We start from the raw sequence: 23,086 nt of genomic DNA, 5'->3' as shown, positions 1-23,086 counted from the left end.
GTGCCTCCTGCAAGCGCCGTGATGGGCTTACTGCCCGCGCGCTTGTGCCCTGCGATCATAAAGCGCGCGTATGAGCAAGGCCATCGCCCCCTCGAGGGGCAGCCAGACGAGGCAATAGAGCCAGACCAGCAGCGCGGGCCCCCAGCCGATCGGCGTCACGAACAGCCCATAGACCGCGATCAGCGTGCCCAGCAATTGCGTAGCCTCCGTCGTCGCGAACAGGCGCAGCGCCGGGAAGGGGCGCCGCCAGAACCAGCTTTGATGGCGCGTGACGAACAGCGTCATGTGCCCCGAGACGAGAAGCTTGAGGAAGATGATCGTCTGGATCTGGTCGCGCGGCAGGCCGAGATAGGCATCGACGAACCAGAACAGCACGAAGGTCTCGATCACCCCGGTCACGCCAAGCGTCGCCGCCACCGTCAGCACGCGCCGCATGTCCCAGCGCACCGGGCGTGGCGAGACCGAGACATTGTCGTAGGCGATCATCATGATCGGGAAATCATTCAGCACCGCCAGCAGCACGATCATGATCGCAGTGACAGGGTAGAAATCGAAGACGAGAATCGAGAGCGTCATGAATAGCAGCACCCGGATCGTCTCGGCGACGCGGAAGGTGGCATAGCTCGTCATCCGCTCGAAGATGCGGCGGGCTTCCTCGATTGCCGTGGTGATGATCGACAGGCCCTTGTCGGTCAGCACCAGATCGGCGGCGGCGCGCGCGGCATCGGTGGCCCCGCTCACCGCGATCCCGGCATCGGCCTTGCGCAGGGCAGGGGCGTCGTTCACGCCGTCCCCGGTCATCGCGACGATGGAATGTCCGGCCTGCAACACCTCGACGATCCGGAACTTGTGTTCGGGCAGGACCCGCGCGAAACCGTCGGCGGCGCGGACATTGGCCTCCACCGTGGCCGGGTCGCCGTCGAGCAACTCGCCTGCGGGATAGATCTTCTGCCCGAGGTCGAGTTTGCCCGCGATCTGGCGCGCGATGGCTTCGTGGTCGCCGGTGATGATTTTGACATCGATCCCCATGCCGCGCGCGTCCGCGATGGTGCTGGCCGCATCCGGGCGCGGCGGATCGATGATCGGCAGCAGACCGAGGAATTCCCAGTCCTGCCCGGCGCGTTTCTGTGCGGCCCCGAGCGCGCGGTAGCCCTGCTGCGCAAGGGTTTCGACTTCGTCCTCCACCGCCTTGCGTGCGTCATCTGTCAGGGCTGCAAGCTCCACGATCACCTGCGGCGCGCCTTTCGCGACTTGCCAGCGATCGGCCTCGTGGCGCAGCTCCGCCTCGCTGCGTTTGCTGACCGGATCGAAGGGCGTGAAGCTGAGGGTCTCGATAGCGTCGAGCGCGATGCCCTCCGCCGCCGCCAGCACCGCGGTGTCGATCGCATCGGGCGCGTCGCGGTCGCAGGCAAGCGCCGATGCGCGCAGCAGGTCTCCAACCGCGATGCTCTCTGCCGGGCGCGGGTCCTCGACGGTCAATTCGTTGAGTGTCAGGGTCCCGGTCTTGTCCGAGCACAGCACATCGACGCCCGCCAGCTCCTCGATCGAGACCAGCCGCGAGACGATCGCCTTCATCCGCGCGAGCCGTTCCGCGCCCACCGCCATCGTCACCGACAAAACCGTGGGCAGCGCGACCGGGATCGCCGCGACCGTCAGGATCAGCGCGAACTGGATCACCTCGAGCGGCGGGTTGTTCCGCTGAAACGAGACGATCACGATCATCGCCACCAGAACCAGCGCCGCTGCGATCAGGAAATTCCCGATCTGCATCACGGCTTTCTGGAAATGCGATTTGCCATTCGTGGTCTGCACCAGCGAGGCGGTGTGCCCGAAATAGGTCTCCATCCCGGTCGCGGTGACCTCGCCGGTCATCTCGCCCAGCTTCACGACCGAGCCGGAATAGGCGCTGTCACCGACCGCCTTGTCGACGGGAAGGGACTCGCCCGTCAGAGCCGCCTCGTCGATCGAGAGATATTTGCCCTCGAACAGTGTCAGGTCGGCTGGGACGATCTGGCCGATCGACAGGCGCACGATGTCGCCGGGCACCAGATCACGCGCCGCGATCTCCTGCCATGTCCCGTCGCGTTTGACCCGCGCACTCGGCGCCAGCTGCGCCTTGAGCGCCGCGATGGCGGAACTCGCCTTGCTCTCTTCCTTGAAACCCACGGCCGCGTTGAGCAGCAGCATCACGAAGATCACGCCGAAATCGGACCAGTCGCGCAACACGAGCGACAGAAGCGCTGCAAGTTCGATCAGCCACGGGATCGGCCCCCAGAAATACCCCGCGATCCGCTGTAGCAGAGTTTTCTCGTCGCTTTTGAGCGCGTTCGGACCGTATCGCTCGAGCCTCTCTGCCGCCTCTGCCGCGCTCAGACCTGTCTTGCGGTCTGTTTTCGGCACATCCTGCGTCATCGGTTCAGCGACGGTCTGGTCCATTGTGCGTGTCTCCAGCTTTGGCCCCGAGCTTTCCGAGCCATTGGCCGATTTCCGGCCAGACATTCGAAAGGGTATGGCTGCCCATGAAGAGGCCGATATGCCCGCCTTCGACGAGGCGGCTCACGATATCCTTGCGCGGCGTGCCGAGCAGCGTCTCGGCGGCAAACACCTGTTCGCGCGTGGTGATGTCGTCCGCCTTGCCCGCCAGCAGGAAGGCCGGGCAGGTGATCGCGCCCAGATCGAGCTTGCGCCCGAGGCCCACGAACTCTCCCTTGGCGAACAGGTTCTGTTTGAACAGCAGGTCGATCGCCTGCAGGTAATAGCGCCCCGGCAGGTCGATGGGGTTCTCGTACCAGCTCTCGAACCGCTCGGTGCGCTTCATGAAGTTCCGGTCGTCGATATGCTGGTAGAGATCGACGAACTTGCCGAAATACTGCTGATCGGCATGCATGTTCTTCCAGCCGGTGAGCATGAACCGCCCCGGCATCCGGCCTTCACCCGCCTCGACCATCTCCTGATAGGCCGAAAGCGGCATCTCATGGGCGAGCTTGCGTATCGGCCCGTGCCCGGCATCGGTGTCGATGGGCGAGCCCGCCAGCACGAGACCCGCGACCTTCTCGGGGAAGCGCGCGGCATACATCGCCGACATCCAGCCGCCCTGACACAGCCCCACCAGCATCACCCGCCCGCCGAGATCATCGACCGCGACATTGATCTCGGCCAGATACTTGTCGATGTCGAAATCGCGCATCTCGGGCGTCGCGCTTTTCCAGTCGGTGCAGAGAACACGCCCCAGCCCTGCATCCAAAAGCGTCTCGATCAGGCTCTGGCCCTTGGCGTAATCCGCGATGGTCGAGGAATGCCCGGCATAGGGCGCATCGACGATCACCGGAATGCCGCCGCCCGTGCCGCCGAAATCGCGCAGCCGCATCGTGTCGAGATCGAGCAGCACGTCGTTCTTCGTGGCCCATTCCGGGTCTGGCGGGTGCGTGATCTTGGCCGCCTCGTCGAGATAGGTCAGACCTTTCTCGACCGCGTCGAGCCCGATCTTCTGCCATTCCATCGCCGCAGCCATCGGCCAGAAGAAGGGAACGCTGTGTTCGTAGGTATTCTTGGCATCGCTCATGTTCGACACTCGCAAGACGCTTTGGTGCACAGATGCACTCTTTTGAGACCCCAAGGCCCGTTAGAATGCAAGTGCAGCGAAGCCCGAGCGCGCGAACGTGAAGCTGATGTGTGGAACGGTGAGGCGGTTTGGGCGGCGGATGACGCTTTCTTAATCCGTGCTCAGAAGCGCCGTGATCAGCGCGCTGGACGGGTCCGACAGCTCCTCGATCACGTCGAAATGGTGCCGCGCGTAGGCGGCGACCAGATCGGAAGACGACCAATGCTCGGCCAGCAAGGACGACTGGCGCAGGAATTCCGGACGCTCCGCCGCGCCGACCCAGACGGTGACTTTTACGCCTGGGCGCAGCTTCAGAAGGGCGGGGCTCTCGCTCGCGGCGATCTCGGGCGTGATCCCCAGCCGCGCATTCATCGAATGCATCTGCAGCGGACGCAGATCATGCACACCGCTTACCGAGATCACCCGCCGGATGCGCGCCGCGGTTTCGTCGGAGAGCGCGCTCCCCGACGAAACCGACCGCGTCACGAGATGCCCGCCCGCGGAATGGCCGACGAGATGGATCGGGCCCTCCACCAGCCCCGCCGCGTGATCGATGGCCCGCGCGATCTGCTGCGCGATGCCGGGGATGCTGTTTTCCGGGGCGAGCGTGTAGCCGGGCAGGGCGACGGTCCAGCCCTGAGACAGCGCGCCTTCCGCCAGATGGGACCACATGTCCTTGCTGAATTTCAGCCAGTAGCCGCCATGCACGAAGACCACGAGCCCCTTGGACGCGCCGTCGGGGCGGAAGATGTCGATCCTTTCGCGGGGCGCATCCCCATAGGCCACCTCGCTCATCCGATCGGCATGGCGCGACCGGAATTCGGCGGCGCGCTTGGCCCACAGATCCGGGTAGCTGCTGCCATTCTCGATATAGCCGCCATTCTCGAAAGCGTCTTCCCAGTCGATCCCGCTCAGGTCTTCCATGTTCTCTCCCGCTCGTTTCGCATCCTGTACGGAGACAGAGCATATCGCGCGGGATATTGCGAGGGCAGGGTTCGCCGGGTAGCGTGCGCCCGACCCGAAACTTTCGTGATGCATCAGCAGATTGCCGGGTTTGGAGCCGCGCCGCGGGCCGCGACAACAAGAGGAAGACCATCATGCCGAACCTGCCGAGAAAGCACCTATTCGATCTGCCCGAGGGGGTGATCTATCTCGACGGGAACTCGCTCGGGCCGCTGCCGCGCGGCGTGGCGGAGCGGCTGGAGAGCTGCGCGCGCGACGAATGGGGGCAGATGCTCATCCGGGGGTGGAACGAGGCGCAATGGATGGATCAGCCCGCCCGCGTCGGCAACCTCATCGGTCGGCTGATCGGGGCGCCGGAAGGGTCGGTCGTGCTGGGCGATACGCTCTCGATCAAGGTCTATCAGGCGCTGGCGGCAGCGCTGGAAATGCGCCCCGACCGCAAAGTGATCCTGTCGGACACGGGCAATTTCCCGACCGATCTCTACATGGCGGATGGGCTCATCCGCTCACTGGGTCGCGGGCATGAGCTGCGCACGCCCGCCCCGGAAAATGTGGCGGACGCGATCACCGGAGAGGTCGCGGTGGTGATGCTGACGCAGGTCGATTACCGCACGGGCCGGATGCACGACTTCGACGCGATCACGCGCAAGGCCCACGCGGTCGGGGCGGTGATGATCTGGGATCTCGCACATAGCGCCGGCGCGGTGCCGGTGGACATGACGGCGAACGGGGCCGAATTCGCCGTCGGCTGCACCTACAAATATCTCAATGGCGGCCCCGGCGCCCCGGCATTCATCTATGTCCGCCCCGACATTGCCGAGACGGTGCGCCCCGCACTCAGCGGCTGGCTCGGCCATGAGGCGCCCTTCGCCTTCGATCTCGACTATCGCCCCGGCCGCGCGGTCGAGCGGATGCGCGTCGGCACGCCGCCGGTCCTGCAGATGACCGCGCTCGAAGAGGCGCTCAAGGTCTGGGACGGGCTGACGATGGATGAGGTGCGGGCGCGCTCCGTCGCGTTGTCGGAGCTGTTCATCCGCGAGGTCGAGGCGCGCTGCCCCGAGCTGACGCTGCTCAGCCCGCGCGGCCCGGAGGCGCGCGGCAGCCAGGTCTCGTTCGGTTTCGCTGACAGTTACGCCGTGGTTCAGGCCCTCATCGCGCGCGGAGTGATCGGGGATTTCCGCGCCCCGGATGCGATGCGTTTCGGCTTCACGCCCCTTTACCTCGATGAGGGCGACGTGACGCGCGCCGCCGAAATCCTCGGCGAGGTAATGGCCGAGCGGGCTTGGGATACCCCCGCTTTCAAGGCGCGTGGGCGGGTCACTTGAGCGGACGTATTAGAACTTCCGTCAGTCCGGCGACGTGAATTCGGCGACGACCTCTCGGATCAGCTCGCGCAGCCAGACATGGCCCTGATCGCGGCGCAGATGTGGGTGCCATGCGATCTGGCTGGGAAAGGTGCCGAGGTCGACCGGCACAGGCACGTTGCGCAAGCCGTAGGGGCCGGCGGTCATCGCGGCCACACGGGCTGGCACCGTGGCGATGCCGCCCAGCCGCGCGACGGCGGGTGCAGCGGTCAGGAAATGCGTGACCACGACGGCCGTGTTGCGGCGCAGACCAGTCGCTTCCGTGCGCTTGTGAACGCCAGTGCGCCAATTGCCGGGCGGCGAGACGACCACATGCGGCAGGCTCTCGTAGAGGTCACGATCCAGCATCACGCTTTCCGGCAAGGCTTGCGGCGCGACGATACAGCGGAACCCGTCGTCGAACAGCTCCGAGACCACGAGATCCTCAGGCGGCGAGTCGAAGCGCCCGACCGCCAGATCGAAGGCCCGACCGGCGAGTTGTCGCGGGTCCAGGTCGGGCCCGATCGGCGCGATCTCCAGCCGGGCCGACGGGGCCCGCTCCGCAAAGGCGGCAGCGAGCTCCGGCACCAGCACGATCTCGGCGTACGGCCCCAGCAAGAGCCGGAAGCGGCGCGTGGTGCGCGCGGGATCGAAGGGCTCGGCGGCACGGAAGGCCTGTTCCAGCCGTTCCAGTCCGGCGGCGATGTCGGGCGCGATCTCGAGCGCCTTCTCGGTCGGTTCCACGCCGTAGCGGGCGCGCAGGAACAGCTCGTCACCCAGCGCCGCACGCAGACGTGACAGCGCAGCGCTCACCGTGCTCTGGGATTGGCCGAGCCGTTGGGCCGCGGCGGTGACATTGCGTTCTTCCATGACCGCATGGAACACGCGCAAAAGCGATATGTCGGGCGTCATGTCTCCAGAATATCGATTTCTGACGTGGCGTGCATCAATTTCTCGATCAGTAAACGCAACCTATCTCTGCTGGGACGCGTTGACGGCCCGAGACGAACAGGACCGGAAATGCCCTGAAACGCACAACCAAGGAGGCCAAACCCATGGCACGCATTCTTATTCTTTCGACCGCAGCCGATGCCCTTGGCGATACCGGCAAGTCCACCGGTGTCTGGTACGAGGAACTGGCGACGCCCTATTACGCCTTCCTCGATGCCGGTCACGAGGTGAAAGTCGCCACGATCGGCGGCCGCTCGATCCCGATCGACCCGAATTCGGACGTGACCGGCGACGACGCTCCGGCCTCGGTCACCCGCTTCCGCGACGATGCAGAGGCGAAGGCGGTTCTGGAAAACCCCTCGCGCATCGAAGACGAGGACATCACCGCCTACGACGCGCTCTACATTCCCGGCGGCCACGGCGCGATGTACGACCTCGCCGAGAGTGATATCGCCGCGAAGGCGATCAGCACCGCCTGGGATGGCGGCAAGATCGTCGCCTCGGTCTGTCACGGCCCGGCGGCCTTCGACAAGGTGAAGGACAAGAATGGCGACTCCATCGTGAAAGGCCGCAAGGTCTCCGCCTTCACCGACAGCGAAGAGCGTGGCGTTGGTCTTGCCGATGTCGTGCCCTTCCTGCTGGAGACCCGCCTGCGCGAACTCGGCGCGAAGTTCGAGAGCGTCGACGACTGGCAGCCCCATGCGGTCGCCGACGGGCGTCTGGTGACGGGCCAGAATCCGGCGTCGTCCGAGGCGGCGGCGAAAGAAGTACTGGCCCTGCTGGGCTGATATCGAGAGGCGCTGCCCGGTCCGGGTGGCGCCTTCTTCGTGCCCACCAAATTCAGAGAGGCTGACATGTCGAAAATCATTCTCATCACCGGCGCATCCACCGGGATCGGCGAGAGCTGCGCGCGCCATGCGGTCGAGGCGGGTCACAAGGTGGCGTTGGTCGCACGCTCCGCGGACAAGCTCGAAGCGCTGGTCAAGGATCTGGGCGAAGAAAACGCCCTCGCGCTGCCCACCGATGTGACCGACCCCGATGCGCAGGAGCGCATGGTCGCCCGCGCGGTGGAGCATTACGGTCGACTCGACGTGGTTCTGGCCAATGCGGGCGTCGGCGCCTCGGCGCGCGGCACCGAGGCCGGATCGGTCGAGAGCTTCCAGAAGATGATCGAGGTGAACTGCCTCGCCGTGACCTACACCGCGAAATTCACCCTGCCGCATCTGCGCGCCTCAAAGGGGCATATGGTGCTGACCGGCTCGAAGGCGTCGCAGGGCGCGATGTTCGGCTCGGTCTATTCGGCGACCAAGTGGTTCATCCGCGGCTATGCCGACAATCTCGGCGAGGAGCTAGGTGAAGCCGGTGGCCGCGTCACCTGCCTGCATCCGGGCATGGTCGATACGCCGTTCTTCGACGAGGCGAAACCCGACGCGCTGCGCCCCGACGACATCGCGCGCGCCTTCCTCTTCGCGATCGATCAGCCAGATCACGTCCTGATCCCGCATCTGCCGGTTTATCCGAAGCCGAAGAAAGACTGATCGGGTCGGGGCGCGTCTGTTCGCGCCCCGTCTCAGACGGGCAAGGCGTCGACCGGGTGTTCGACCGGAGGCTCCGGCGCCTCCGGCTCGGGATCGGCGGTGCGGACGCCGAAATCCTCGAGCACGGCGAGGATCGCCGGTGTCACGAAGAGCGACAGCACCGTCGCCGCGCTCAGACCGAAGGCGAGGCTCGCCACGATCGGGCGCAGGAATTGCGCCTGCGTCGAGCTCTCCAGCAAAAGCGGGCCGAGCCCGACCACCGTCGTCAGCGAGGTCAGGAAGATCGCGCGGAAGCGGTCGCGCACGGCCTCTTTGCCAGCCTCGAGCATCGGGGTTCCGGTCGCGCGTCTCTCGCCGATGAAGGCGTCGAGCAGGATCGCGTCGTTCACCACGACGCCCGCCAGCGTCGCCAGCCCCACGAGGCTCGGCAGCGAGAGAGGCAGGCCAAGCAGCACATGCCCCCACATCACGCCGATCAGGCTGAGCGGGATCGTCGCGATCACCGCGACGGGTCGGATGAAGCTGCCCATGTAGAAGGCCAGCAGCAGGTAGACCCCGACCGCGCCCGCCGTCATGAAACGCACGAGCGACGCGCCGGTGGTCGCGGTGTCCTGTTCCTCGCCCAGAACCTGCACCTTCACGTCGGGACGCTTCTGCGCCAGTTCGGGCAGGTAATCGGCCCGCATTGCCGCCATCAGCTCGCGCGAATTGGCCCGCGTCGGGTCGATCGTGCCCTGCACCGAGACCGCGCGCTGCCCGTTCACATGGGTGATCGTGGTGTAACCGCGCGTCTCGCTGACCGTCGCTACCGCCGAGAGCGGCACCAGCGCGCCGTTCTTGCCGGGCACCCGCAGCGTCAGAACGTCGCCGATAGCGCGCCGCTCGGAGGGCGCGAGCCGGGCCACGATATCGACCTGACCGCGCGCATCGGCAAAGCTGACCGCGCTGTCGCCACGGAAGGCCGCGCGCAACTCACCGGCCAGCGCGGCAGGCGTCACGCCCAGCAGGTTTGCGACGCCCGGCTTCATCCGCACCACCAGCTCGGGCTTGCCCGGCTGCAGATCGAAGGTCACGTCGCGTACCCCGTCGAAGCCACGGAAGAAGCGGCGCAACTCGCGCGCGGTGGTCGCCAGTTCGCCAAGATCCGGGCCGGTGACGAGCAGATCGATCGGTTTGCCGCCCGCGCCGCGCTCCTTGTCGGTGATCCGGAAAGCGGCCATGTCGGGCATCTTGCCGACCAGCTGCTTCCAGCGATCGAGCACAGTGCCGACATCGGTGGTGCGCGTCCCTGCGGGCAGAAGCGAAGCGCTCACCGTGGCCATGTTCGGCCCCGTGGTCGGGCTGTCGGCATTGCTGCCATAGGTGATCGTGTAGCTTCGGACGAGCGGCTGGCCGTCTGGTTGAGCGGGGCTCAGTTCGGCATCCATCTCCTTGAGCGCTTTGACGACCTTGCTCACCCGCGCTTCGGTCAGCGAAAGCGGTGCGCCCGCAGGCAGCAGAAGCCGTGCCTCGACCGTGTCGCTCTCCAGCGTCGGGAAGCTCTGGTATTTCAGGAAGCCCCCGGTGAAGGGCGCGATCGAAAGCGACACGAGGAAGATCGCGAGCCCTATGGTCAGGTAGCGCCAGCGTAGCGCCACCCCGGCAAGCGGCACGATGACCCGGTCGCGCAGCCGATCAAACGCGCCGTTCACCGCGCGCTGCACGGGGCCGGGACGCATGTCGTGGCGCAGCGAGTGGCGCATATGGGCGGGCAGGATCAGGAAGGCTTCGATCAGGCTGACCGTCAGCGTGATGAGCAATACGATGGGGATGTATTTCAGCAGCGCGCCGATATTGCCGGTCAGGAAACTGAGCGGCCCGATCACCATTGCCGTGGTCAGGAAGGAAGCCAGAACGCCGGGAAAGACCTGCATCGTGCCTTTGACGGCAGCGACTTGCGCAGGTTCGCCCTGTTGCCGACGGCGTACGATGTTTTCGGAGATCACGATCGCATCGTCCATCAACAGGCCCGTCGCGACCAAGAGCGCCACCATCGTCATCATGTTGATCGTGTAGCCGAGGAATTGCATCGCGAAGATCGCGCCGAGGAAGCTGATCGGCAGGCCCATCGCGACCCAGAAGGACATGCGCAGCCCGAAGAACAGCCACATCGCGACGAGCACGAGGATCAGACCCTGCAACCCGTTGATCCCGATGATGCGCAGGCGCTCCACGATGTTGCGCGTGGAATCCGCCGAGATCGCGAGCTGGATATTGCCCGGTGCCTCGGCCTGCGCCTGCGCCATCTCGCGATCGAGCGCGGCCCGCACCCGCAGCGCATCCTGCGAGGCGGTCTTCTGGACCGAGACGATGGCGGCGCGCTTGCCGTCGAAATAGGTGGCCTGCGAGGGATCGGCGAAGCCTTCGCGGATCGTGGCGACGTCGCCCAGCCGCACCTCGCCGCCCGCAGCACTTCCCGCAATCGGAATCTGCGCCAGCTCGGCAGGCGTGCGCCTCTCGCCGAGGAATCGGATCGCCACCTCGCCCGAGCGCCCCTCGAGCGAGCCCGCGGGCATGTCGAGGCTGTAGCGCGCCAGCGTCGCACCCACGGCGCCCATGTCGAGCCCGAAGCGCTCCAGCGCGGAACGGTCGAACTCGATCGCGATTTCGCGGTCGGAGAAGCCGTTCACCGAGACCAGCGAGATCGCGGGATCGGCGCGCAGTTGATCGGCGAAGCTCTGGGCATAGGCGTAGAGGACCGCCGGATCGTCCGGCCCGGTCACCGCCACCGACGAGACCGAGGCAGTGCGCTCGACGATCTGCACCACCGGATCGTCAGCCTTGTCGGGGAACGAATTGATCCCGTCCACCGCGTCCTTGATGTCGTTGTAGAAGCGCGTCATATCCGCGCCCTCGATCATCTCTGCGGTGATCTGGGCGCTGTTGTCGCGCGCGAGGCAAGTCAGCTTCGCAAGGTTCTCGACCCGCGTGAGGATCGGATCGGTCACGGTGCAGATGCCGGTCTCGACCTCCGAAGGCGCGGCGCCCGGGTAGGTAATACGGACCGAGACATCCGAGGGCGGGGTCGCCGGGAAAGTGTCGCGCTGCAGGCTCGGCAGCGCCATCAGCCCGAGGCCCGCAATCGCGATCATCGCGATATTGGCCGCCGTGCGATGGCCGGCAAAAAGCGCGATCATTGCGCGGCCCCCGCGGGCTTGGCGGCGTCGCCCTCGGGCGCGGCTCCTTTGCCGCCGCCGCCGCCGCCACCGCCACCGCTGCCCGGTTGCGGGCTCGAAGGTGTCTGACCGATCGCCTCGGCGGCGATCTCCGACTTGCGAGCCTCGTCCTCGGTCGCTTTCACCGCCATGCCCGGTACCGCGATCGACGGGTCGGTGATCACCAGTTGATCGCCCGCCTTGAGGCCCTGTGCGATCACCGCCAGATCGCCCGAAACGAAGCTGGTCTTAACTGCGCGCTTCGCCAGCGTCCCATCCTCGGAGACGACCATTGCACTCCCAACCGCCACCGCTTCGGCGGGCACGACGAGCAGGCTCTGCTTGGGCGCGGCGAGTTCCACCGCGACGACCATGTTGCGCCGGAGGGGCGGGCGCTCGCCCGCCTGCGCCTGACCCAACGGATCGTCGACCCGCACCACGACGGGCGCGCTTTGCGTGGTCTCGTCGATCGCGTCGCCCATCCGCTCGACCCGGGCCTTCCAGACAATGGGATGCTCGGGTTCGGGCAGGGTGACGCGCGCCTTCAGATCCGTGACCTTCGTGCCGTCGCCCGCGAGCCGGAGCAGGGGCCCCATCCGCCCGATCGGGAATTGCGCCGAGATGTCGACGGCCTCGATGCCTTCGCCGCTCAGCAGGACCTGACCGCGATTGACGTATTGCCCGAGATCCGCGTCGAGCGAATTGACCCGCAGGTCGAAAGGCGCCGTGATCGTCGACAGCCCGATCGCACGGTCGATCGTCGCCGCCTGCGTATCCAGCACTTCGCGCTCTGCCTCGTTCAGCTTCAGCTGGCTTTCGAGATCGGCGACCTTGGTCTGCGCGGTCAGCAGTTGGCGGCGCACCCCGTCGAGTTGGGTCTGAGTGATCCGGCCCAGATCGTGGAGAGATTTCTGCCGGTCGAACTCATCCTGTGCCAGCGCGAGGTCGGATTGCGCCAGATCCAGGCTCGTGCGCACCGTGTCGTCCTTGACCTTCGAGGCGGCGACCTGCGCCTCGAGACTGGCGCGCTGCAGTTTCAGATCGCTGTCGTCGATGGTGAAAAGCGGCGTACCTTTCGCCACGATGTCACCGGGCGCGAGCGGCTTGGCGATGTCGCGGATCTCGCCCTCGATCCGGGCGATGGCGCGCCACTCGCGCACCGGGGCGACCATGCCGTAGCCGCTGACGCGCGGGATCATCTCGGTGGGCGCGAGCGTGATCACCCGCACCAGCGCCGCCGGGCGGTTCGCCTCGCTCGGACTGGGCAGCGATTTCAGATCGCCCGCAAAGACGATCGCCGCCACACCGAGCGCGGTCGGCACCGCCACCATCGCGAGCCTTGCCAGACCCGTGCCAATTCCCGCCATGATGTCCCTCATCACTCATGTCATTTCACTATCTACCCAGAACTTCGCGCATCGACCTAGCGTAAATGTGACGCACCCCCCGGAGGGAGGGGGACGCGCGCGGCGCGAGCCTCTCAATACCAAAGACGATCGGAGCAAGGCTTGGCGGGCGCGGGCCGGGCCCTACACTCAACCTAGATCACATCTCGAGACGACCACAGCCACCTGTTCAGGGAGCCAGACACGCCATGAAATATCCTCTTATCCTGGCCGCCGCGGTCTTCGGGGGCGCACTCGCCTCCACCGCGCAGGCCGATATCACCGTCTCCTCCAAGATCGACACCGAGGGCGGTCTCTTGGGCAATATCATCGCGCTATCGCTGGAAAATGCCGGGATGCCGGTGGAGCGGCGGCTGCAATTGGGCGGCACGCAGGTCGTTCGCAAGGCGATCCTCGCGGGCCAGATCGACATCTATCCCGAATATACCGGCAACGCGGCCTATTTCTTCAACGAGGCCGATAGCGATATCTGGAAGGATGCGGCAAAGGCCCATGATCGCGCGGCCGAACTGGACAAGCAGAACGATATCACCTGGCTCGATTCCGCGCCGGCCAACAACACCTGGGCGATTGCGGTGACGGGCGATCTGGCCAAAAAGAACGACCTCACCACGATGTCCGATTTCGGCAACTGGGTGTCGAATGGCGGTGACGTGAAGCTCGCGGCCTCGACCGAATTCGTTTCGTCCCCCGCCGTGCTGCCCGCGATGGAGAAGGCTTACGGATTCAAATTGAGCCCCGATCAGACCGTGGTTCTCTCGGGTGGCGACACGGCGGCGACCATTCAGGCGGCGGCGCGCGGCACTTCGGGCGTGAACGCGGCGATGGCCTATGGCACCGATGGTGGCGTGGGCGCGGCGGGGCTCGTCGTGATGGAAGACGACAAGGGCGTGCAGCCGGTCTACGAGCCCACCCCGATCGTGCGCGACGCGGTGCTGAAGGAATATCCGAAGATCCCCGAAGTGCTGAACCCGATCTTCGACAAGCTCGACATGCAGACGCTTCAGAAACTTAACGGCCGTATCCAGGTCGGCGGTGAACCTGCCGAGGCGGTCGCGAAGGATTACCTGACGCAGATCGGGGTGTTGAACTGAGCGCCGCAGCGATGCGTGTGCGGGGCGTGACCGCTGGCCTCTCGCCGCCCGGGGTGCTCTTCGCGCTCTTGGGGCTGGCTGCGATCTTCACGCCTTTCCTCACGCTCGCCGCGAACCGGATCGTGGCGGGCGAGGGGCGCGCCCTGTGGACCGTCGCCGCGCCGCAGGTCACGGCGCCCGCGATGGCGCTGATGCTGCTGGGGCTCGCCTTTGGCCTGCCCGCCGCGCGGCCTTACTTGCGCATCGCGGGCGCGGCGCTTGGCCTCGCGGGACTGGTCTGGCTGCTGATCGCGGGCGCGTCGTTTCTGCTGACCGAGGCGGGCGAGTATGCGCGTGTCTCGCCGGCTGCCGGGTTCTGGTTCCTGCTGGTGGTCTTCGCGCTGATGATGGCCGACGCGCTTTCCGCGCTGTCGCCGGGGCCTGCAGCGCGGGCGGGAATTTTAGGGCTGGTGATCGCGCTCGTCGCGGCGCTGCTGTGGTCGGGGGCGCTGAGCGATCTGTCTATCGCGCAGGAATTCGCGAGCCGCAAGGACGCCTTCTACACCGCGAGCCTGCGCCATCTGGGCCTTGCCTTCGGCTCGCTGCTGGCCGCGGCGGTGATCGGCCTGCCGCTGGGCGTGATGTGCCACCGCAATGCGGCGCTGCGCGGTGCATTGCTTCCGGTGCTGAGCTTCCTGCAGACGATCCCCTCGCTCGCGATGTTCGGGCTCATGATCCCGGTGCTGAGCTGGCTGAGCGGGATCATCCCCGGCGCCCGCGCGATCGGTATTGCGGGGATCGGCTTCGCGCCTGCCTTCCTTGCACTCACCCTCTATTCGCTGCTGCCGGTCGTCGCCAACGTGCTGGCGGGTCTGCGCAGCGCACCTGCCTCCGCGCTCGAGGCTGCGCGTGGGATGGGCATGACATGGCGCCAGCGTCTCGCGCGGGTGGAACTGCCGCTGGGCTTGCCGGTGGTGCTGGCCGGGCTGCGCATCGTGCTGGTTCAGAATATCGGGCTGGCAGTGATCGCCGGGCTGATCGGCGGCGGCGGCTATGGCACATTCGTCTTTCAGGGCCTCAACCAGACGGCGGGCGACCTGATCTTGCTGGGCGCGCTGCCCACTGTCGCCCTGGCGCTGGTTTCGGCCATCGCAATGGACATCCTCGTCGAACTGACGACCCCCCGAACGGAGCGTGAAGAATGATCGAAATCGACGAGATCACGAAGCTCTATGACGACACGACGGCGGTGGACCACGTTTCGATGACGGTCGAGACCGGAACGATCACGGTGATCGTGGGCACCTCCGGTTCGGGCAAGACGACGCTTCTGCGGATGATCAACCGGCTGATCGAGCCGAGTTCCGGCGAGGTGCGGATCAATGGCGAGTCCACCGCCGCGCTGCCCAAACACGAGCTGCGCCGCCGGATCGGCTATGTCATTCAGGGCGACGGGCTGTTCCCGCATTATACGATCGCGGGCAATATCGGCGCGGTGCCCAAACTGCTCGGCTGGTCCAAGGACAAGACCAGCGCCCGGGTCGACGAGTTGCTGGACCTGTTCTCGATGGAGCCCGCGCAGTTTCGCGACCGTTATCCGGCGGAGCTGTCGGGTGGTCAGCAGCAACGTGTGGGCGTCGCCCGCGCCTTGGCCTCACGGCCCGATCTGCTGCTGATGGACGAGCCTTTCGGCGCGCTCGACCCGATCATTCGCGCCCGGGCGCAAGCCGATCTGCGGCGCATCCAGCGGCAGCTGGGGTCGACCATCGTGCTGGTGACGCATGACATGGAAGAGGCGATCCATCTGGGCGACCGGGTGGCGGTCATGGATGGCGGCAAGCTTCTGCAACATGGCACGCCCGCCGAGATCATCGCCGAGCCCGCCACCGATTTCGTCGCGCAGATGGTGGGCGGGGTTGATCGTCCGCTCCGGCTTTTGTCGTTGATCCCGGTCTCGGACGTGATGGAAGACGGGACGGCCGAGGGCGAGCCGATCGCGCCCGACACCAGCCTGCGCGATGCGCTGTCGCTGTGTCTTTGGCGCGGCTGCGAGGCGCTGCCGGTGGCGGATGGCGACCGTCCGCTTGGGCGGGTCACTCTGGCGACGATCCGCGCCCGCGCGGCGGAGCTGGCATGAGCCGCAGCGGCGCGATCCGGGCCACCTGCGTGGCGCTGCTGCTGGCGCTGGTGCTGCGTCCGCATTGGTTCGCGCCGGTCTTTGCGCCCTTCGCCCCGGCGGGCGGGCCGGTGATCTACGAGCGCGCCTCGATCCTGTCGCTCTCGCTCAGCCATCTGGGGCTGGTGGCGCTGGCCTCCGGGCTGGCGACGCTGGTCGCGGTGGGCCTTGCCATCCTCGTGACGCGACCTGCGGGCGCGGCTTTTCTGCCGCTGTCGCGCACGATCACCAATATCGGCCAGACCTTCCCGCCGGTTGCGGTGCTGGCGCTGGCGGTGCCCGCGCTCGGCTTCGGGGCCGGGCCGACGCTGGTGGCGCTGTTCCTCTACGGCTTGCTGCCGATCTTCGAGACGGCCATTGCCGGGCTCTCGACTCTGCCGCCCGCGACGATGGAGGCCGCCCGCGGCATCGGCCTGACCCGCTGGCAGCGCCTGATCCGGGTGGAATTGCCGCTGGCCCTGCCGGTGATCCTGACGGGCATTCGGCTGTCGGTGGTGATCGCCATCGGCACGGCGACGGTCGGCTCCACCGTGGCCGCGCGAACTTTGGGCGAGGTGATCATCGCCGGGCTTTTGACCAGCAACACGGCCTTCGTCCTTCAGGGCGGCGTGATCGTGGGGTTGTTCGCGGTGCTCGTCTATGACGCCCTGAGCCTGCTGGAGACCGCCCTCACACGCCGTCTGGGGCGTCCCTCCGCCGGGGCGGAAGCGTAGCGCACGGCCCGGTGAAGGACGATAGCGTTTCGCCGAGACCGCGCGCCGTGGAACAGGCTTTCTTTCGCGTAGGACATTGATGGAATTCGTTCCGATTCCGCTCGACGAGATGGGATAAAAGACTAATTTTATCAGATGCTTGTCTGGCGCATCGACTCCGGTATGCGGCGTTACTAGGTAAGGCGCCTGTCATTCCGACGCGCCCCACGGCGGCGTCTTCGACCTATCGGAGGTATCTCGCATGAAACCCGTTCGCACCCTCATCGCCATCGCAGCCCTCGCCGGGATCGTGGCGCCCGCGGCCCAGGCCGCGAGCCTCGCTGATATCCAGAAAGACGGCGTCTTCCGCGTCGGCACCGAAGGCACCTATCCGCCCTTCACCTACCATGACGAATCGGGAAAGCTGACCGGCTTCGACGTCGCCATCGCGCGCGCCATCGGCGAAAAGCTGGGCGTGAAGGTGAAGTTCCTCGAAGGCCGCTGGGACGGCCTGATCGCAGGGCTCGATGCCGACCGCTACGACGCGGTGATCAACGAGGTGGGCATCACCGATGCGCGCAAGAAGAAATACGATTTCTCGCAGCCCTATATCGCGTCGAAAGCGGCGCTGATCGTGCGCAAGGACGAGACCGACATCACCGGCTTCGACGATCTGAAAGGCAAGACCGCCGCCCAGACGCTCTCGAGCAATTTCGGCAAGATCGCCTCGGATCACGGTGCCGAACTGATCGGCACGAACGGGTTCGATCAGTCGATCGCGCTTGTCATCCAGAACCGCGCCGATGCGACGGTGAATGACAGCCTGTCCTTCCTCGACTTCAAGAAGAACAAGCCGGACGCCCCCGTGAAGCTGGCCGCGACCATGCCCGATGCGAACTATTCCGGCGTGATCATCGCGAAGGACCAGCCCGACCTGCTGGCTGCGATCAACAAGGCGCTCGACGAGATGAAGGCCGACGGGACCTACCAGAAAATCTCCGAAGAGTATTTCGGGGAAGACGTCTCGAAGTAAGCCGAATGTCGAGTCGCGCGCGCCTTCGGGGTTCGGCCCGGAGGCGCGTGAGGCTTGCAGAAAGGATCCGCTATGGCTGACTGGTTGCCCCTGATGTGGTCATCGCTCGTGCCGCTTTTGCAGGCGACGGTGACCTTCACGATCCCGCTGACGCTCATCACCTTCACGCTGGGCCTTGCGCTCGGGCTGCTCTGCGCGGTGATCCGGCTGTTCGGGCCGCGTCCGCTGGTGTGGATCGTGCGGTTCTATGTCTGGGTGATCCGGGGCACGCCGCTTCTGGTGCAGCTTTTCCTGATCTTCTACGGGCTGCCGAGCCTCGGGATCACGCTCGACGCCTTCGTGGCGGGGCTGATCGGCTTCACGCTGAATGTCGGCGCCTACACGTCGGAAATCCTGCGCGCGGCGCTGTCCTCGGTGTCCAAGGGGCAGTGGGAAGCGTCCTATTCCATCGGCATGAACTGGCGGCAGACGATGACCCGCACCATTGTGCCGCAGGCCTCGCGCGTCGCGGTGCCGCCCTTGTCGAACAGCTTCATCTCGCTGGTGAAGGATACGTCGCTCGCCGCAGCGATCACCGTGCCGGAACTGTTTCAGGCGGCGCAGCGGATCGTCGCGACCACCTATGAACCGCTCGTCCTCTATGTCGAGGCGGCGCTGATCTATCTCGCGCTCTGCTCGGTCCTGTCGGCGCTGCAGGGGCGGCTCGAGCGGAGCCTCGGCCAATATGGCGGCTTTCTGGAGGAACGCACATGATCGAGCTGTCGAATATCACCAAGCGGTTCGGCGAGAACGAGGTTCTGTCGGGGATCTCGCTGTCTTTGCCTGAGGGCTCCGTGACCGCGTTGATCGGCCCCTCGGGCGGCGGCAAGAGCACGCTTTTACGAACGATCAACCTGCTGGAGGTGCCGACGAGCGGCACGCTTGCCATCGGCGACGCTTCGGTGACGCTGACCGAGGGCGGGCGGCTCTCGCGCGGCCAGATCCAGTCGATCCGGCAACAGACCGGGATGGTGTTCCAGAACTTCCAGCTCTTCCCGCATCGCACCGCGATCGAGAACGTGATGGAGAGCCTCGTGACCGTGCAGAACTGGCCTGCCGCGAAAGCCCGCGAGCGCGCGATGTCGCTCTTGGAGAAGGTCGGAATGGCGCATAAGGCCGATGCCTGGCCCGCGACGCTTTCGGGCGGGCAGCAGCAGCGCATCGCGATTGCCCGCGCGCTCGCCCCGTCGCCGAAAGTGCTGCTCTGCGACGAGCCGACCTCGGCGCTCGATCCGGAACTGGCGGCGGAAGTCGTTGACGTTCTGGCACAGCTGGCCCGCGAGGGCACGACGATGGTGATGGCCACCCACGATTTGCGGCTGGCCTCGCAGATCGCCGAGCGGGTGGTCGTGCTGGAAAGCGGCGGGGTGGTCGAGACCGGCCCGGCGCGGCAGGTCTTCGATGCGCCCGAGCGCGAGCGCACCAAGCGGTTCATCGCCACGCTGAAATCGACCGGCGAGACCGCAGCCCCGGATACTGCCCCGCGCCCCGTCTGAGGCGCGGGCGGCGGCGGGTTCAGAACGCCCAGTCCTCGTCCTCGGTCGCGACCGCCTTGCCGATCACGTAGCTCGATCCCGAGCCCGAGAAGAAGTCGTGGTTTTCGTCCGATCCGGGCGAGAGCGCGGCGAGGATCGCGGGGTTCACGCGCGTAGCCTCTTCGGGGAAGAGCGCCTCGTAGCCGAGGTTCTGCAGCGCCTTGTTGGCGTTGTAATGCAGGAAGTGCTTCACATCCTCCGTCAGGCCCAGACCGTCATAGAGCTGCTCGGTATAGCGGCCCTCGATGTCATAGAGGTCGAACATCAGCGAGAAGGCGAAATCCTTGATCTCGGCGCGCTCGGCTTCGGTCACATGCTCCAGCGCGCGCTGGAACTTGTAGCCGATGTAATAGCCGTGGATCGCCTCGTCGCGGATGATCAGGCGGATCAGGTCGGCGGTGTTGGTCAGGCGCGCGCGGCTCGACCAGTGCATCGGCAGGTAGAAGCCCGAATAGAACAGGAAGCTCTCGAGAAAGACGCTCGCCACCTTGCGCTTCAGCGGGCTCGCCGTCGCGTCGTATTCGTCGAGGATCAGCCGCGACTTGGCCTGCAGATGCGGGTTCTCCTGCGACCAGCGGAAAGCCTCGTCGACCTCGGCGGTGTTGCACAGCGTCGAGAAAACAGACGAATAGCTGCGCGCATGCACGGCCTCCATGAAGGCGATGTTGGACAGCACCGCTTCCTCATGGGGCGTCGCCGCATCCGCCATCAGCGCAGGCGCGCCCACGGTGTTCTGGATCGTGTCCAGCAGCGTCAGCCCGGTGAAGACCCGGATCGTGAGCGTCTGTTCATCCTCGGTCAGTTGCGACCAGCTTTGAATGTCGTTCGACAGCGGCACCTTCTCGGGCAGCCAGAAATTCGACGTGAGCCGGTTCCAGACTTCGAGATCCTTGTCGTCCTGAAGGCGGTTCCAGTTGACGGCACGGGGGACGGGGCGGGATGTGTGCAGATCTTTCATGGCGGGCCTCACAGAGAACACGAAACGCAGCCCTGCACCTCGGTTCCCTCGAGGGCCGCTTGGCGCAGGCGGATGTAATAGATGGTCTTGATGCCACGCCGCCATGCGTAGATCTGGGCGCGGTTGATGTCGCGGGTCGTGGCCTCGGCCGGGAAGAACAGCGTCAGCGAGAGACCTTGATCGACATGCTCGGTCGCTGCCGCATAGGTGTCGATGATCGCCTCGGGGCCGATCTGATAGGCGTCGCGGTAGAACTCGAGATTGTCGTTCGTCATGTAGGGCGCGGGGTAATAGACCCGGCCGATCTTGCCTTCCTTGCGGATCTCGATCTTCGCGGTGATCGGGTGGATCGAGGCGGTCGCATTGTTGATATAGCTGATCGAGCCGGTGGGCGGCACGGCTTGCAGGTTGCGATTCCACAGGCCGGACTCCATGACCCGGTCGCGCAGCTCGGCCCAGTCGGCGCGGGTGGGCAGGGTGATCCCGAAGCGGTCGAACAGGGCCGTTACGGTGTCGCTCTCAGGCAGCCAGTCGCGGGTGACGTATTTCTCGAAGAAGCTGCCATCGGCGTAAGCCGAGGCCTCGAACCCCTTGAAACTCCGGCCATGCTCGGCGGCCAGCCGGTTCGACTCCGCCAGCGCGTGATGGGCTACGGCGGCGAAATAAACGGAGGTGAATTCGATCCCCTCGGGGCTGCCATAATGGATGCGCTCGCGGGCGAGGAAACCGTGTAGGTTCATCTGACCCAGACCGATCGCGTGACTTTCCTCGTTGCCCTTGCGGATCGAGGGGACGGCGTTGATCGCACTCATCTCCGACACCGCCGAGAGCGCCCGGATCGCGGCCCCGACGCTCGCACCCAGATCGCCGCCATCCATCACCTTGGCGATGTTGAGCGAACCCAGATTGCACGAGATATCCGTGCCCATCTGCGCGTAGCCCAGATCCTCGTCGAACTCGGAAGGCTCGGCCACCTGCAGAATCTCCGAACACAGGTTCGACATGGTGATCCGTCCCGCGATCGGGTTGGCGCGGTTCACCGTGTCCTCGAACATGATGTAGGGATAGCCGCTTTCGAACTGGATCTCGGCCAGCGTCTGGAAGAAGGCGCGGGCGTTGATCTTGCGTTTGCGGATGCGCGCGTCGTCGACCATTTCGTGGTATTTCTCGGTCACGGAAATCTCCGAGAAGGCGCATCCATAGACCCGCTCCACGTCATGGGGCGAGAAGAGATACATCTCCTCGTTCTTCTTCGCGAGTTCGAAGGTGATGTCGGGGATCACCACGCCGAGGCTCAGCGTCTTGATCCGGATTTTCTCGTCCGCATTCTCGCGCTTGGTGTCGAGGAAGCGCAGGATGTCGGGGTGATGGGCGTGCAGATAAACCGCGCCCGCGCCCTGACGCGCGCCCAGCTGGTTGGCATAGCTGAAGCTGTCTTCGAGCAGCTTCATCACCGGGATCACGCCCGAGGACTGGTTCTCGATCCCTTTGATCGGCGCGCCATATTCGCGGATATTGGTCAGCATCAGGGCCACGCCGCCGCCGCGTTTCGACAGTTGCAGCGCCGAGTTGATGCCGCGCCCGATGCTTTCCATGTTGTCTTCCAGTCGCAGCAGGAAGCAGGAGACGAACTCGCCCCGCGCCTTCTTGCCCGCGTTGAGGAAGGTCGGCGTCGCGGGCTGGAAGCGTCCTGCCAGCATCTCCTCCATGAGGCGCATCGCCAGCGCCTCGTCGCCGCGCGCAAGCGTCAGTGCCACCATCACCACCCGGTCCTCGTAGCGCTCGAGATAGCGCTGCCCGTCGCGGGTCTTCAACGTGTAGGAAGTGTAGTATTTGAACGCGCCGAGGAAGGTCGGAAAACGGAATTTTGCCGCGAAAGCCGCCTCCCAGATCGCGCGCTGGAAGTTGCGCGAATACTGATCGAGCACGGCGGCGTCGTAATAGCCTTCCTCCACCAGATAGCCGAGCTTTTCGTCCAGCGAATGGAAGAAGACCGTGTTCTGGTTCACGTGACGCAGAAAATATTGCCGCGCCGCCATCCGGTCGGCGTCGAAGCGGATATTGCCCTCCGCGTCATAGAGGTTGAGCATTGCGTTGAGCGCGTGGTGATCAAGCCCCGCGAATTCCGAGGCCGTGGCCCCGCTCGGTTTCACGTCGCTGTCGAGCATTCCAGCCTCCAGAAATTGTCGAGACCCGCGCGCACGCGGTCGATGTCAGTATCGGTCCCCGCCAGTTCGAACCGGTAGAGCACGGGGATATTGCACTTGCGCGCCAGCAGATCGCCCGCGCAGGCGAAAAGCGCGCCGAAATTGCGATTGCCGCTGGCGATTACGCCGCGCAGACCCGCGCGGCGGGCGGGATCGTTGAGAAAGGCGATTACCGGTTTCGCGACCGCGCCGCGCCCCTTGCCGTCGGCGTAGCTTGGGCAGATCAGGACGTAGGGGCAGGGCGGGTACGGCATCGCCGCCTCCGCCGAGAGGGGCAGGCGCTGCGCGGGCAGGCCCAGCCGCTCCACGAAGCGCTGCGTGTTCCCCGAGGCCGAGGAGTAATAGATCAGCCTTGCCTGTCCCATGATCCGGGCCCG

At 65.7% G+C, this 23,086-nt stretch carries 19 protein-coding genes; 10 read left to right on the top strand and 9 right to left on the bottom strand.

Going from position 1 to position 23,086, the window contains the following annotated elements; translation table 11 throughout:
• Nucleotides 1-27 precede the first annotated feature (27 nt).
• From B6V72_RS11595 to B6V72_RS11585, 3 genes are all read right to left on the bottom strand, one after another.
• Nucleotides 28-2,436 (bottom strand): plasma-membrane proton-efflux P-type ATPase, encoded by a 2,409-nt coding sequence (locus B6V72_RS11595; RefSeq protein ID WP_088735633.1) that lies wholly within the window; start codon nucleotides 2,434-2,436, stop codon nucleotides 28-30.
• A complete protein-coding gene (locus B6V72_RS11590; RefSeq protein ID WP_206185793.1) occupies nucleotides 2,417-3,562 on the bottom strand; it encodes an alpha/beta fold hydrolase in 1,146 nt (381 codons plus the stop codon). The genes B6V72_RS11595 and B6V72_RS11590 overlap by 20 nt, the downstream gene beginning before the upstream one ends.
• A gap of 150 nt (nucleotides 3,563-3,712) precedes the next feature.
• Nucleotides 3,713-4,525 (bottom strand): alpha/beta hydrolase, encoded by an 813-nt coding sequence (locus B6V72_RS11585; protein ID WP_088735632.1) that lies wholly within the window; start codon nucleotides 4,523-4,525, stop codon nucleotides 3,713-3,715.
• 173 nt (nucleotides 4,526-4,698) lie between these two features.
• On the opposite strand from B6V72_RS11585, the gene kynU reads away from it, so the two are divergent.
• Nucleotides 4,699-5,889 (top strand): kynureninase, encoded by a 1,191-nt coding sequence (kynU, locus tag B6V72_RS11580; protein ID WP_088735631.1) that lies wholly within the window; start codon nucleotides 4,699-4,701, stop codon nucleotides 5,887-5,889.
• Between the two features lie 21 nt (nucleotides 5,890-5,910).
• On the opposite strand, the gene B6V72_RS11575 is transcribed toward kynU, so the two are convergent.
• The gene (locus B6V72_RS11575; RefSeq protein WP_075774669.1) at nucleotides 5,911-6,819 is read right to left on the bottom strand and encodes a LysR family transcriptional regulator; all 909 of its coding nucleotides are present in this window, start codon (nucleotides 6,817-6,819) and stop codon (nucleotides 5,911-5,913) included.
• 143 nt (nucleotides 6,820-6,962) lie between these two features.
• Here B6V72_RS11575 and B6V72_RS11570 point away from each other — a divergent pair, with 143 nt between their 5' ends.
• A complete protein-coding gene (locus B6V72_RS11570; RefSeq protein ID WP_075774670.1) occupies nucleotides 6,963-7,646 on the top strand; it encodes a type 1 glutamine amidotransferase domain-containing protein in 684 nt (227 codons plus the stop codon).
• A 66-nt stretch (nucleotides 7,647-7,712) separates the two neighbouring features.
• Complete coding sequence (locus tag B6V72_RS11565) at nucleotides 7,713-8,396, top strand: SDR family oxidoreductase (protein WP_088735630.1); 684 nt, start codon at nucleotides 7,713-7,715, stop codon at nucleotides 8,394-8,396.
• A 32-nt stretch (nucleotides 8,397-8,428) separates the two neighbouring features.
• Here B6V72_RS11565 and B6V72_RS11560 read toward each other — a convergent pair whose 3' ends face one another.
• Together B6V72_RS11560 and B6V72_RS11555 are read right to left on the bottom strand one after the other, a co-directional pair.
• Nucleotides 8,429-11,572 carry an efflux RND transporter permease subunit gene (locus B6V72_RS11560; protein ID WP_088735629.1) on the bottom strand — a complete coding sequence of 1,048 codons (3,144 nt, stop codon included), beginning with the start codon at nucleotides 11,570-11,572 and terminating at the stop codon, nucleotides 8,429-8,431.
• A complete protein-coding gene (locus B6V72_RS11555) occupies nucleotides 11,569-12,957 on the bottom strand; it encodes an efflux RND transporter periplasmic adaptor subunit (protein WP_168173044.1) in 1,389 nt (462 codons plus the stop codon). The genes B6V72_RS11560 and B6V72_RS11555 overlap by 4 nt, the downstream gene beginning before the upstream one ends.
• Before the next feature lie 227 nt (nucleotides 12,958-13,184).
• Between B6V72_RS11555 and B6V72_RS11550 the strand changes: the two genes are divergently transcribed.
• From B6V72_RS11550 to B6V72_RS11520, 7 genes are all read left to right on the top strand, one after another.
• Complete coding sequence (locus B6V72_RS11550; RefSeq protein ID WP_088735627.1) at nucleotides 13,185-14,090, top strand: ABC transporter substrate-binding protein; 906 nt, start codon at nucleotides 13,185-13,187, stop codon at nucleotides 14,088-14,090.
• Between the two features lie 11 nt (nucleotides 14,091-14,101).
• Nucleotides 14,102-15,274 (top strand): ABC transporter permease, encoded by a 1,173-nt coding sequence (locus tag B6V72_RS11545; protein WP_088735626.1) that lies wholly within the window; start codon nucleotides 14,102-14,104, stop codon nucleotides 15,272-15,274.
• The gene (locus tag B6V72_RS11540; protein WP_088721673.1) at nucleotides 15,271-16,206 is read left to right on the top strand and encodes an ABC transporter ATP-binding protein; all 936 of its coding nucleotides are present in this window, start codon (nucleotides 15,271-15,273) and stop codon (nucleotides 16,204-16,206) included. The genes B6V72_RS11545 and B6V72_RS11540 overlap by 4 nt, the downstream gene beginning before the upstream one ends.
• On the top strand, nucleotides 16,203-16,958 hold the full coding sequence (locus B6V72_RS11535; RefSeq protein ID WP_088718773.1) for an ABC transporter permease: 756 nt from the start codon (nucleotides 16,203-16,205) through the stop codon (nucleotides 16,956-16,958). Before B6V72_RS11540 ends, B6V72_RS11535 begins: the two co-directional genes overlap by 4 nt.
• A gap of 241 nt (nucleotides 16,959-17,199) precedes the next feature.
• On the top strand, nucleotides 17,200-17,970 hold the full coding sequence (locus B6V72_RS11530) for an amino acid ABC transporter substrate-binding protein (RefSeq protein ID WP_075774678.1): 771 nt from the start codon (nucleotides 17,200-17,202) through the stop codon (nucleotides 17,968-17,970).
• A 72-nt stretch (nucleotides 17,971-18,042) separates the two neighbouring features.
• A complete protein-coding gene (locus B6V72_RS11525) occupies nucleotides 18,043-18,723 on the top strand; it encodes an amino acid ABC transporter permease (RefSeq protein WP_088735625.1) in 681 nt (226 codons plus the stop codon).
• Complete coding sequence (locus tag B6V72_RS11520) at nucleotides 18,720-19,505, top strand: amino acid ABC transporter ATP-binding protein (RefSeq protein WP_088735624.1); 786 nt, start codon at nucleotides 18,720-18,722, stop codon at nucleotides 19,503-19,505. Before B6V72_RS11525 ends, B6V72_RS11520 begins: the two co-directional genes overlap by 4 nt.
• A gap of 19 nt (nucleotides 19,506-19,524) precedes the next feature.
• Here B6V72_RS11520 and nrdF read toward each other — a convergent pair whose 3' ends face one another.
• From nrdF to nrdI, 3 genes are read right to left on the bottom strand one after another with little or no spacing between them, the layout of a single operon-like run.
• Complete coding sequence (nrdF, locus tag B6V72_RS11515; protein WP_088735623.1) at nucleotides 19,525-20,502, bottom strand: class 1b ribonucleoside-diphosphate reductase subunit beta; 978 nt, start codon at nucleotides 20,500-20,502, stop codon at nucleotides 19,525-19,527.
• Between the two features lie 8 nt (nucleotides 20,503-20,510).
• Nucleotides 20,511-22,670, bottom strand: a complete 2,160-nt coding sequence (gene nrdE / locus B6V72_RS11510; protein ID WP_088735622.1) for a class 1b ribonucleoside-diphosphate reductase subunit alpha — start codon at nucleotides 22,668-22,670, stop codon at nucleotides 20,511-20,513.
• Complete coding sequence (gene nrdI / locus B6V72_RS11505) at nucleotides 22,652-23,074, bottom strand: class Ib ribonucleoside-diphosphate reductase assembly flavoprotein NrdI (protein ID WP_088735621.1); 423 nt, start codon at nucleotides 23,072-23,074, stop codon at nucleotides 22,652-22,654. Before nrdI ends, nrdE begins: the two co-directional genes overlap by 19 nt.
• Between the last annotated feature and the right edge of the window lie 12 nt (nucleotides 23,075-23,086).

Origin of the sequence: Thioclava sp. F34-6 (assembly GCF_002213235.1) — a bacterium.
Lineage (GTDB): Bacteria > Pseudomonadota > Alphaproteobacteria > Rhodobacterales > Rhodobacteraceae > Thioclava > Thioclava nitratireducens.
This window is presented reverse-complemented; position numbering and strand designations above follow the sequence as displayed.

Coding starts and splice junctions, on each gene's coding strand:
- B6V72_RS11595 (WP_088735633.1), bottom strand. CDS start 2,436: ATGGACCAGACCGTCGCTGAACCGATGACGCAGGATGTGCCGAAAACA.
- B6V72_RS11590 (WP_206185793.1), bottom strand. CDS start 3,562: ATGAGCGATGCCAAGAATACCTACGAACACAGCGTTCCCTTCTTCTGG.
- B6V72_RS11585 (WP_088735632.1), bottom strand. CDS start 4,525: ATGGAAGACCTGAGCGGGATCGACTGGGAAGACGCTTTCGAGAATGGC.
- kynU (WP_088735631.1), top strand. CDS start 4,699: ATGCCGAACCTGCCGAGAAAGCACCTATTCGATCTGCCCGAGGGGGTG.
- B6V72_RS11575 (WP_075774669.1), bottom strand. CDS start 6,819: ATGACGCCCGACATATCGCTTTTGCGCGTGTTCCATGCGGTCATGGAA.
- B6V72_RS11570 (WP_075774670.1), top strand. CDS start 6,963: ATGGCACGCATTCTTATTCTTTCGACCGCAGCCGATGCCCTTGGCGAT.
- B6V72_RS11565 (WP_088735630.1), top strand. CDS start 7,713: ATGTCGAAAATCATTCTCATCACCGGCGCATCCACCGGGATCGGCGAG.
- B6V72_RS11560 (WP_088735629.1), bottom strand. CDS start 11,572: ATGATCGCGCTTTTTGCCGGCCATCGCACGGCGGCCAATATCGCGATG.
- B6V72_RS11555 (WP_168173044.1), bottom strand. CDS start 12,957: ATGGCGGGAATTGGCACGGGTCTGGCAAGGCTCGCGATGGTGGCGGTG.
- B6V72_RS11550 (WP_088735627.1), top strand. CDS start 13,185: ATGAAATATCCTCTTATCCTGGCCGCCGCGGTCTTCGGGGGCGCACTC.
- B6V72_RS11545 (WP_088735626.1), top strand. CDS start 14,102: ATGCGTGTGCGGGGCGTGACCGCTGGCCTCTCGCCGCCCGGGGTGCTC.
- B6V72_RS11540 (WP_088721673.1), top strand. CDS start 15,271: ATGATCGAAATCGACGAGATCACGAAGCTCTATGACGACACGACGGCG.
- B6V72_RS11535 (WP_088718773.1), top strand. CDS start 16,203: ATGAGCCGCAGCGGCGCGATCCGGGCCACCTGCGTGGCGCTGCTGCTG.
- B6V72_RS11530 (WP_075774678.1), top strand. CDS start 17,200: ATGAAACCCGTTCGCACCCTCATCGCCATCGCAGCCCTCGCCGGGATC.
- B6V72_RS11525 (WP_088735625.1), top strand. CDS start 18,043: ATGGCTGACTGGTTGCCCCTGATGTGGTCATCGCTCGTGCCGCTTTTG.
- B6V72_RS11520 (WP_088735624.1), top strand. CDS start 18,720: ATGATCGAGCTGTCGAATATCACCAAGCGGTTCGGCGAGAACGAGGTT.
- nrdF (WP_088735623.1), bottom strand. CDS start 20,502: ATGAAAGATCTGCACACATCCCGCCCCGTCCCCCGTGCCGTCAACTGG.
- nrdE (WP_088735622.1), bottom strand. CDS start 22,670: ATGCTCGACAGCGACGTGAAACCGAGCGGGGCCACGGCCTCGGAATTC.
- nrdI (WP_088735621.1), bottom strand. CDS start 23,074: ATGGGACAGGCAAGGCTGATCTATTACTCCTCGGCCTCGGGGAACACG.